The following is an 11,654-nucleotide window of genomic DNA, read 5'->3' as shown; positions in this document are numbered from 1 at the left end:
TCTACTATAATATTACTATGCAAACAGTAAACTTTGATTTTACCAAGTTCTGGTAGGACTAGTCAATACTTTGACCACCGTTCTGGCTCTTGTCATCATTGATAAGGTAGGCCGCAAGAAACTTGTTTATTACGGAGTTTCGGGAATGGTTGTTTCTCTGATTCTCATCGGCCTGTACTTCCTCTTCGGAGATTCCCTGGGAGTATCCAGCCTCTTCCTGCTCGTTTTCTTCCTGTTCTATGTATTCTGCTGTGCCGTGTCTATCTGTGCCGTGGTGTTCGTGCTCCTCTCGGAGATGTATCCCACCAAGGTTCGCGGACTGGCCATGTCGATAGCAGGATTTGCTCTGTGGATCGGAACGTACCTGATCGGACAGTTAACCCCCTGGATGCTCCAGAACCTTACCCCCGCCGGAACATTCTTCCTGTTCGCCGTTATGTGCGTACCGTATATACTGATTGTCTGGAAACTCGTGCCGGAGACCACCGGGAAGTCGCTGGAAGAGATTGAAAGATATTGGACCCGTTCGGAATAGTAAAACAAAAAGACCTTAATAACTTAATAATAAAAGATGTATGGATTTTAAGAAACTGGCAAATCAATACAAGGATGAACTCTTGGATAATGTTCTTCCTTTCTGGCTTGAGAACTCACAAGACCATGAGTATGGTGGCTACTTCACCTGTTTGGATCGTGAAGGAAGGGTTTTCGATACAGATAAATTTATCTGGCTGCAAGGCCGCGAAGTGTGGATGTTCTCTATGCTTTACAATAAAGTGGAAAAACGTAAGGAATGGCTGGATTGTGCCGTTCAAGGTGGTGAATTTTTAAAAAGATACGGACATGATGGAGACTATAACTGGTACTTTTCACTTGACCGTTCGGGTAGACCATTGGTAGAACCATACAATATCTTTTCGTATACATTCGCTGCCATGGCTTTCGGGCAATTAAGCCTTGCAACCGGTAATCAGGAATATGCTGACATTGCCAAGAAAACCTTCGATATTATCCTTTCCAAAGTAGATAATCCGAAAGGTAAATGGAATAAACTTCATCCGGGCACTCGTAATCTAAAAAATTTTGCCCTGCCGATGATACTATGCAATCTTGCTATGGAAATTGAGCATATTTTAGGCAAGGACTATTTGGAACAAGCGATGGATACTTGTATTCATGAAGTTATGTCTGTTTTCTATCGTCCCGAACTTGGTGGTATCATTGTTGAGAATGTAGATGTGAATGGTAATCTGATAGATTGCTTTGAAGGACGGCAGATTACCCCTGGCCATGCGATTGAAGCCATGTGGTTTATAATGGATTTAGGGAAACGCCTGAACCGTCCGGAATTAATCGAAAAGGCTAAGAACATCACTCTTACAATGCTTGAATATGGTTGGGACAAAGAATATGGAGGTATCTATTATTTTATGGACCGTAATGGCTATCCTCCCCAACAGTTGGAATGGGACCAAAAACTTTGGTGGGTACATATTGAAACACTTATCTCACTGCTGAAAGGCTATCAATTGACCGGGGATAAACAGTGTATGGAATGGTTTGAGAAGGTACACAATTATACATGGGCACACTTCAAAGATAAAGAGCATTCCGAATGGTATGGATACTTAAACCGAAAAGGAGAAGTGTTGCTGCCACTCAAAGGAGGGAAATGGAAAGGTTGTTTCCATGTGCCAAGAGGACTGTACCAATGCTGGAAAATGTTAAACTCTATTGATGAAAAAAGTCACTTATGCTAAACATACGAATCATATATATATGCTGTCTGATCCTAACTTTTGCATCTTGTAAAATGAAAGATGAAATAACATGTTATGGAGGATCTGACAGTGACTTAGTACAACTTCTGGAAAAGGAAGGATACACTCTGAAATTTTATCCATCCGTGAGTGAAGCTCTGCAGAATGCTCCAGAAAAATCCGGCGTCCTTTTGTTAAGTGATTCATATCCAGTAAAAGGGACATCCATTAGTCAGGAAGACGAAAGTCTGATTGAAGCTAAATCATTGCGTGTTCTTGTTGAATTTCCACAAAGAATAGGAACTACTGATAGTAGCAAGTCTGACACACTAAATTTAGAGCGGATTGTAGTCTGTGATTCAATTAACACGGAACTTCCTTTCATGAGCTTGTTATCTTTTAATAGATGTATTTTAAAAGAAACCAGCGATTCTATCAATCATCCGATACTTGTTGCTGCCAAAGTTGCAGGATTTGATAAAGCCGTGTATGGGCTTAAGGATACAGAGACCCGACCTGTTTTATATTATAGAACTCCGCATCTTCTGGTATCCACAACCTGCATTAGTCATTTTGCATCCGACAGATATATGCCTGAACAAAAAATAAAATCATTGTATGAATATATATTCAGGTGGTTACTTAGTAAGAATACAGTCACATTCTCATCATGGATAACTTACATAACCCCCTCTTATACCCCCAGCGATGTGCTGCCAGAAAATGCAGGTTACGAGAGCATAAAAAAAGGAATCGAATGGTTTTACAATGGGCATTTTCTAGTGAATTCTGAATGGAAACAGAATTGGGTTGATAAATATATGGGAGATGGCACAATGCCTATAGGCCCAAGTATACCAGATCAGTTTCAAAATGGTGATGGAAGTTTAGGAGTATTGGAAGGGCACATGTCCGAGATCCGTTATGATGGAAGTCAATTGTATCGATATTGGATGAGAGCAGATGTCCAAGGAGAGGCGTCATACGCATTTGCGGCGGCTGGAGATCTATTGGAGAATAATGAATATTCTAAGGTAGCCACCAATCTGATAGATTATTCTTTTAAGGAATACAGGGATTCGGAAAGAAACGATCCGGCATCTCCTTCGTATGGATTATTAGGATGGGCTTACACGCATAAAGGTACCTATTACGGTGACGATAATGCACGCTTTCTTTTAGGAGTCATAGCTTCATCTGCATTATTAAATGACACTGAATGGGACAAGAAAATAGCCGAAGGAATTATCGGGAATTTCCGAACGACTGGCATTAACGGCTTTAGAGGAGGATCATTGCTTGATACAGACATACAAAAAAGAGGATGGAAGTCATTCTATGATAACAATACAGTGAACCTTCATGCGCATTTTGAGGCTTGGAATTGGGCTTGCTACCTTTGGTTATATAATCAGACACAGTATGAGCCGTTACTCGAAAGGTCTAAAAAAGCCTTATCTATGATGATGGCTTCCTATCCTGAACAATGGTCGTGGACAAATGGTATACAGCAGGAAAGAGCTCGTATGATTCTTCCATTGGCTTGGTTATACCGGGTAGAACCAACAGAGGAACATTTGAAATGGCTCCATTATATGACAAATGAGTTACTTAAAAATCAAGTAACTTGTGGAGGTATCCGCGAAGAGCTGGGAGATGAATCTAAGAGTTCATTCGGGCATTCACCTTCCAATGAAGCGTATGGCAGCACAGAGGCCTCTTTAATTTTCGACAATGGAGATCCTGTAGCGGATATGCTGTATACAACCAATTTTGCATTTGTGGGATTATGCGAAGCGGCAAAGGCCACCAATGATTCTACCTATGTAAAAGCAGTGAATCAAATGAGAGACTTTCTGATTCGTATTCAGGTAAAAAGTGACAAATTCAGAAATGTGGATGGAGCTTGGTTCAGAGCCTTCAATTATCAGGATTGGAATTATTGGGCTGCGAATGCTGATGCAGGTTGGGGAGCATGGAGCACGCTAACCGGATGGATACAAAGCTGGATTGTAGGCACTCAATTCCTAATGGAGAAAAACACATCGCTATGGGAACTATCAAACAGAAAAGATATCTCTAAGACAGCAAATAAAGTTATAGAAGAAATGATAAACAATAACAACTATAAATGATGCGATACATTCTATTACTACTGATAATATCATTTGGGTGCAGTCCTGTTTTTGCTGAAAATAGGGCTATGAAAGATATGTGCAATAGGTTGTTTCCCGAACATTCAGGCAATTTTACTTTTGAATTAGCGCCTGATTCCTTAGAGAATGATTTCTTTACTATCGAATCTATCAATGATAAAATTAAAATCTCGGGGAATAACAATAATTCATTGGCAACAGGGTTAAATCATTATCTGAAATATTATTGCCATACACATGTGTCTTGGTATGCTACCGATAAAATAGAAATGCCGCGGCAACTACCTGTTTTGTTAGATAAAATAACCATTTTAGCAAAGTGCAAAACAAGATTTTTTCTGAACTATTGCACATTTGGATATTCAATGCCTTATTGGAAATGGAAGGACTGGGAACGCTTAATTGATTGGATGGCATTAAATGGAGTGAACACACCGCTTGCTATCACCGGGCAAGAAGCTATATGGTATGATGTATGGAAAGAAATGGGCTTAAAAGATCAAGAAATCCGGTCATATTTTACAGGACCTGCACATCTGCCGTGGCATAGGATGTCAAATGTTGACTATTGGCAAAGTCCATTACCCTTATCCTGGCTGAAGAATCAAAGAAAGTTGCAGAAACAGATTGTTGATCGGGAAAGACTTTTAGGCATGACACCAGTGTTGCCGGCTTTCTCCGGCCATGTTCCCGCAGAGCTCAAAAGGTTATATCCGGATGCCGCAATTACTCAAATGAGCCAATGGGGAGGTTATGATAAAAAATATCGGAGTCATTTTATTGATCCGATGGATCCTTTATTCGGTAAAATCCAAAAAAGATATCTGGAGAAACAGACTAAACTTTATGGAACAGACCATATATATGGCATTGACCCTTTTAATGAAGTCGATTCTCCTAATTGGGATGAGGACTTCTTACGTACTGTATCAGATAAAATATTCCATTCGATTGAGCAGGTAGATAGTTTGGCACATTGGATACAGATGACGTGGATGTTTTATCATAGCAAAGACAAATGGAGTCAACCTCGTATTAAGGCTTTTTTAAATTCAGTGCCGGATGATAAACTAATTTTACTGGATTACTATTGCGATAGCGTTGAGATTTGGAGAGAGACACAGCAATATTATGGAAAGCCATACATTTGGTGTTACTTGGGCAATTTTGGTGGAAATTCGATGTTGGCAGGTCACGTGGATGATGTTAGTGCTAAGCTGAATCGGCTGTTTGTTGAAGGAGGAAAAAATATATCCGGAGTGGGAGCTACTTTAGAAGGGCTGGATGTAAATCCATTCATGTATGAATTTGTATTAGAGAAGGCCTGGAGTCATACCATCACTAATGCAGACTGGATGAAAAATTGGGCATTATGCCGGGGAGGAAGTAAAAGTAGCCATATTATAGATGCTTGGCAGCAATTATATAAAAAAATATATATCCATCACGCCACTGCAGGACAAGCAGTGTTGATGAACGCCCGTCCCATGCTTGAAGGAACTGACAGTTGGAATACACACCCTGATATCTATTACGATAACAAGGAACTATGGCATATTTGGGGAAAATTCCTGGAAGCAAAAAATGTGGATTCATCCGGATATAAATTTGACGTAATAAACATAGGAAGACAGGTCTTAGGAAATCTATTCTCTGATTTTCGGGATTCATTTACAGCTTGTTATCGACAGAAAAATATAGAAGGCATGAAAGAGTGGGCAGAAAAGATGAACACGCTTTTTACAGATGTCGATAGATTATTGTCTTGTGAGTCCAGTTTTTCTATAGGCAAATGGATAAAAGATGCTCGCGATTGGGGTAAGAATCTCAAAGAGAAAGAATATTATGAACAAAATGCACGTTGTATATTGACCACTTGGGGACAGAAGGCTACTCAATTAAATGATTATGCGAATAGAGGATGGGGAGGGCTTACTGATTCTTATTATCGGAAACGATGGGAACTTTTCACCCAATATGCTATTGATGAGATGTCGCATGGAAAAGAAATAGACGAAAAATCTTTCTATAATTTAATCACAGAATTCGAATACCAGTGGACATTGCAAACAAATGTATACTCTGAATCTTCAGGAGAGGATCCTATAAGAATTGCCAATTTGCTATACATAAAGTATAACCCCTATTTTGATAAATGAAATGGAAGTAATATATCTAATATTTTTTTTATAAATATAATAATATGAGAACATGTATCGACAATCGAAAAAGGAAAGTCTTTAATGATATAAAGCATCTTTCCACAAAAGCGGTTTTACTCATTATTTTTCTGTCGTTGTTGCCTGCATTGCAAGTGATGGCCATGGAAACACCTGATGAAACGCAACAAAAGAGTACCATTAGAGTTCAGGGGCGTGTATTAGACGAATTTAATCAACCCCTTCCCGGAGTTTCTATTTTAGCAGTGAAATCAACAAAGGGTGTAATTACTGATATAGATGGAAATTACTCAATCGAGGTTGCGCCGGATGAAAAACTGGAATTCTCGTACATCGGCTATCAGAAAAATGTAGTTCTAGTAAATGGGCGTAAGGATATTCCAATCAAAATGGAACCTTTGACGTCTGAATTAAAGGAGGTTACGGTAGTTGGTTATGGTACCCAAAGGAAAGCCAGTGTGATAGGTGCCATTACAGGACTTCCGGTTGGTAAGATCAATCGCTCCGTCAACAAATTAAGTAATGTCTTAGCAGGACAAATGGCTGGTGTTGTTGCCGTGCAGCGCAGTGGTGAACCGGGTGAAGGGTCTGACTTCTGGATTAGAGGCGTTAGTACATTTGGTGCTAATAATCGTCCGTTAGTTCTTGTGGATGGCATTGAAAGAGATTTAAACCTGGTTGATCCGGAAGATATCGAGACCTTTTCTATTCTAAAAGATGCTACAGCCACGGCTATTTATGGCGTGCGAGGTGCTAATGGCGTTGTATTGATTACTACTCGTAAAGGAAAAGAAGGAAGCAAACCTGTAATCAGCGCACGAGCAGAATTTTCAATACTGCAACCCACTAAGATGCCGAAAATGGCCAATGCGCAAGAGTTCATGGAGATGTATAATTTTGCATACGCTGATAATAAGAATGGAGAAGAATTCTACTCACCAGAAGCCATGGCTAAGTATTTGAATGGTTCAGATCCCGATCTGTATCCTAATATTAATTGGATGGATGAAATATATAAAAATTCGACAACCAGTGAACGTGTGAACATAAATGTAACTGGCGGGTCAGAAAAGGTAAAATATTATGTAGCTGGTTCTTATTATAAAGAAAATGGAGTATTTAGACCGGATAAGGGGTTAGGATATAATCCTGCCTCCAGTTGGTCCAGATTTAACTTCAGGTCAAATTTGGATATCAATTTGTTCAAAAATACGGTATTGAACATCAATCTGTCCAATCAATACGATGTGAAGAAGCAGCCTAATAATAATGCTAGCTTATGGATATACACGTTTAAAACAATACCTATTGCTATCCCCAAAAAGTATAGTGATGGGACTGTGGCGCGTCCTACTATTGGCGATAATCCATATAATTTGTTGAATCTCAATGGATACAATGAATTATTCACGAATAATGCTCAATCTTTGATTGGATTGACACAAGACTTCAGTCCGTGGATTAAAGGGTTAAAAGCCAATATAAAGTTTTCATGGGATGCATATAATTATGCTCATCTGAATCGGTCCAAAAATCCATCTACTTACTATGCTACCGGACGTAATGAGGATGGAAACCTGATGTATACGAAAAATAATGATGGGAATGATTACTTGGTGTTATATAAAGATAATAAAGGAAATCGGACAACCTATCTGGAAGCTTCACTAACATACGAAAATCTTTTTGCTAACGCACATCGTGTGGGGGGATTATTCTTATTCAACATGAGAGAAAAAACAGATAACTTTCCGGATTCATACATAATGTCATTACCATATAGGAATCAAGGTATTGCAGGACGTGTCACCTATTCATATAAGGACCGTTACTTTATTGAAGGAAACTTTGGTTACAATGGTTCAGAAAATTTTGCCCCTAAAAAACGATTTGGTTTTTTCCCGTCGGCTGCTATCGGATATATGATCAGTAATGAAGCTTTTTGGGAACCAATCTCTCATATTGTCAGTGTTCTGAAATTTAAAGGTTCTTATGGTATTATAGGTAATGATCAGATTGGTGGAAACAGACGATTTGCCTTTAATTCGGAAATGGCGGATGTGAATGGCTATACTTTCGGAACTACAGGTGGAAATCCGATTTCTGGTATAGGTACGGGATATCCGGGTAACCCCTATGTTTCTTGGGAAGAAGCAAAGAAAATGAATATAGGTGTTGAGTTGGAACTATATAATTCATTAAAATTGAATGTTGATTATTTCCATGAACGTCGCTCTGGTATTTTTATTGAACGGGGTGCTGTTCCGTCAGTAGTAGGTGTAAATGTTAATCCATACCTTAATTTAGGAGAGATGGAGAATAAAGGTGTTGATGCCTCTTTAGAATATTATAAAACTATCAATAAAGATTGGAATATTTCAGTGAGAGGTAATTTCACATACAATAGAAATAAAAAATTGTATGATGATCAACCTTCAGCGAACTACCCATATAAAGATGTAATAGGTAAGCCCTGGAATCAACAGTTTGGCTATATAGCATTGGGATATTTCAGAACGGAGTCAGAAATACAAAATAGCCCTAAACAAATTGGTAACCCGAGAGTAGGAGATTTAAAATACAAAGATATTAATGGAGACGGCATTGTTGATACTGATGATTATGTAGCAATAGGGCGCACGGCCATTCCGGAAATAAACTATGGTTTTGGTGCCAATATTAGTTATAAAGATTTTGATGTCGCATTCTTCTTTCAAGGTATTGGCAATGTTACCGGATTCATAGGTGGTGAAACAATCGATATGTCTGATACGAATCAGTTATTCTCGAATGTTTATCAAGATGTTGCGTTGAATTATTGGAGACCCGACCGTCCTAATGCCAAATATCCGAGATTGGCAATCAGTGGTAGTGAAAACAATAAAGCACCCTCAACCCACAATCAGGTGGACAAAAGTTTTATGCGTTTGAAAAGCGCAGAAATTGGTTATACGCTGCCCAAAGAAGTGTGCCACAAGATGGGAATATCTCTCGTACGGTTTTATGTATCAGGTACGAATCTGTTGACATTCTCCAAATTTAAATTGTGGGATCCGGAAATTGATAATTCACAAGGTTCATCATATCCTAATATGCGTGTATTTAATATTGGTTTAAACTTTAATTTCTAATATATTATGAAGAAACTAAGATATATCATAATTGCTTTTTTGTCATTAGGTTTATTTTCTTGTTCTGATTATTTAGAACATAATTTTAATGATCAGATGACAATAGAAGAAGTTTTCAGCAAACGTCCTACAACAGAACGCTTTCTGGCAGGACTTTACGGTTATATACCAGAAGAGATTAATGCATACGATCAGTCTTTTGTCCCTTGCGCTGATGATGCTTATTTTTCTTGGGAAAAGATGGACTATGAATTGGTCAATAGTGGAAGTTACAATCAGTCGACAACAGGAGTAAGAGGTGAATGGACACCTAAATTTAATCCTTGGTCAAAATACTATGTAGCAATTAATCAAGCGACTACATTTATTGCCCATATTGATGAATGCAAAGAGCTGACGGGAGAAGAAAGGGAAGTTATGAAAGCGGAGGCCCGTTTTCTTAGAGCTTATTATTACTTCAATTTATTCAAACAATATGGTCCCATATATCTTTGGTATGATCAAATAGCAGATTTAGCCATTAAATCAGAAGTAATAGATAGAAACACGGTTGATGAGTGCGTAGGCTTTATCGAAAAAGAGATGTATGATGCAGCACAGATTTTACCTAAAACAATCCAAGATCCTACTACCTGGATGGGCCGTATGACCAAAGGGGCTGCATTAGGTATGCGTTCCCGAGTTTTGCTCTTTGCCGCTCGCCCTTTATTCAACGGGGGAGGTAGTATTGGATATGGCAGAGGAATGGTCAATCATGAAGGTAAACCAATCTTCCCTCAAGGTGAGGATTTGAATAAGTGGACGAAAGCTGCCGAAGCTGCAAAAATGGTTATTGATCTGGATGTTTACAAACTCCATTTTAACAAGACGGAAACAGACCCTGTACTTAAAGCGATGAATTCCTATCGAGAAGTATTTACCGAGAAATGGAATGAAGAATTAATTATTGCCAGATATTATAAAGATGGTGAGGTATGGAATCAACGGGTTGTTCCCCCAAGAGTATTTGGAGTGGGCTTGGGTGGTTATACTCCCACCATGAAATTGGTCGATGCATACCCTATGATGGCTTCAGGCAGATATCCAGTCACAGGATATAAAGCAGACGGTTCCCCGATTATAGATGATAAATCAGGTTACGAAGCAAATGGTTTCACTGACGGTTGGCTGCATCCTACTCATAGAGACAAAGGTATTAAAGTACATAATAGCATGAAAGGAAGAGACGGACGTTTTTACGCATCTATATTTTTTAATGGAATGTATTGGATCCATCCGGATGGAACTAAAGAACAGTATGCCCCTGTAACTTTCTTCACAGGAGGTACTTCATCCTATGCCCATAGCAGCGGTGATTATGTAAAAACAGGTTTTGTATTTACTAAATTTACAGATCCTAATATTGATACTCGTAAAAACACATGGGGTTCTTTCACGTGGAGTTATTTGCGTTTGGCTGAAATTTATTTGAATTATGCGGAAGCATGCAATGAAAAGCCTGCCAGAGATGCCAAAGAAGCTTTAGTATATATAAACAAGATACGCGAAAGAGCTGGATTAGGTAAACTGGAAAATGCATATCCGGCAGTGGTCGACAGTAAGGAAGAGCTGCGCAAATGGATTCGTCAGGAACGAATGGTTGAACTGGCTTTTGAAGGACTGCGTTATTATGACCTACGTACATGGATGGTAGCTGATAAAGAAGCGAACGGTTTGCGTTATGGTTTGAATCTGCTGGCAACTGATTATGAAAGTTCTTGGGTACGTACCTCGAAAATTTGTCAACCCATTGTTTTCGAAAGAAAACATCATTTATTCCCTATTGCCCAAACCCAACTGAATGAAATGAAGAACTTTACCCAAAATGAAGGCTGGAACTAAAACAAGATATAGTTATGAAAAATTTAATCATTAAAATAATTATGGTCGTAACAAGTATATCATTTTTTATAGCTTGTGAAGACAATAGAATGGATGGGATGGTGAAAGATAAAGTATATCTGGTCCAGTCCGGAGTTCAGGAAGTATATGTAAATTATAGAGACTTTGCCGATTATACAGTGACAGTGTATAAATCGGGTATTGGTGAACAAACGGCAAACGTTTCGATAGAAGTGGACGAAGAGACGCTAAAAGTTTACAACGAGGAGGAAAATACATCTTTTGAAATCATACCTGATGTATGCTATTCTATTTCCAAAACAAATTTTGACTTTTCGACTTCCACTGTGTCGTATAAAAGCTTGATTACTTTTGATGGTGATATAATAAAACGATATCAGCAAAGAGGTGAAAAAAAGTATGTATTGCCACTGAAGTTGCATGTTGATGGAAATGTGGATGTGAATGAGACTTCTTCCAGAATGATTTTAATTCCCATATTAGAATAGGTATCTCTACTTATACAAAAGTATACTTTTAAAATAA

6 protein-coding genes and 1 pseudogene are annotated in these 11,654 nt (G+C 38.6%); all 7 read left to right on the top strand.

Annotated elements, in window-relative coordinates; all coding sequences use genetic code 11:
• Window positions 1-37: 37 nt before the first annotated feature.
• A pseudogene (locus tag H8796_RS16490) lies at window positions 38-535 on the top strand (MFS transporter); the annotation flags it as partial.
• 40 nt (window positions 536-575) lie between these two features.
• Window positions 576-1,760 (top strand): AGE family epimerase/isomerase, encoded by a 1,185-nt coding sequence (locus H8796_RS16485; protein WP_117938008.1) that lies wholly within the window; start codon window positions 576-578, stop codon window positions 1,758-1,760.
• Entirely contained in the window at window positions 1,754-3,895 is a 2,142-nt protein-coding gene (locus H8796_RS16480) for a hypothetical protein (RefSeq protein WP_004319033.1), read from the top strand. The genes H8796_RS16485 and H8796_RS16480 overlap by 7 nt, the downstream gene beginning before the upstream one ends.
• Window positions 3,895-6,075 (top strand): alpha-N-acetylglucosaminidase, encoded by a 2,181-nt coding sequence (locus H8796_RS16475; RefSeq protein ID WP_117938010.1) that lies wholly within the window; start codon window positions 3,895-3,897, stop codon window positions 6,073-6,075. The genes H8796_RS16480 and H8796_RS16475 overlap by 1 nt, the downstream gene beginning before the upstream one ends.
• 44 nt (window positions 6,076-6,119) lie before the next feature.
• Window positions 6,120-9,227 carry a TonB-dependent receptor gene (locus H8796_RS16470; RefSeq protein ID WP_004319044.1) on the top strand — a complete coding sequence of 1,036 codons (3,108 nt, stop codon included), beginning with the start codon at window positions 6,120-6,122 and terminating at the stop codon, window positions 9,225-9,227.
• A gap of 6 nt (window positions 9,228-9,233) precedes the next feature.
• The gene (locus H8796_RS16465) at window positions 9,234-11,108 is read left to right on the top strand and encodes a RagB/SusD family nutrient uptake outer membrane protein (protein WP_004319046.1); all 1,875 of its coding nucleotides are present in this window, start codon (window positions 9,234-9,236) and stop codon (window positions 11,106-11,108) included.
• A gap of 14 nt (window positions 11,109-11,122) precedes the next feature.
• A complete protein-coding gene (locus H8796_RS16460; RefSeq protein WP_004319047.1) occupies window positions 11,123-11,617 on the top strand; it encodes a DUF1735 domain-containing protein in 495 nt (164 codons plus the stop codon).
• Window positions 11,618-11,654 lie beyond the last annotated feature (37 nt).

Source organism: Bacteroides sp. M10 (assembly GCF_014334015.1).
Lineage (GTDB): Bacteria > Bacteroidota > Bacteroidia > Bacteroidales > Bacteroidaceae > Bacteroides > Bacteroides intestinigallinarum.
Note: the sequence above shows the minus strand (reverse complement) of the source record. Positions and strands in the feature narration are given on the sequence as shown.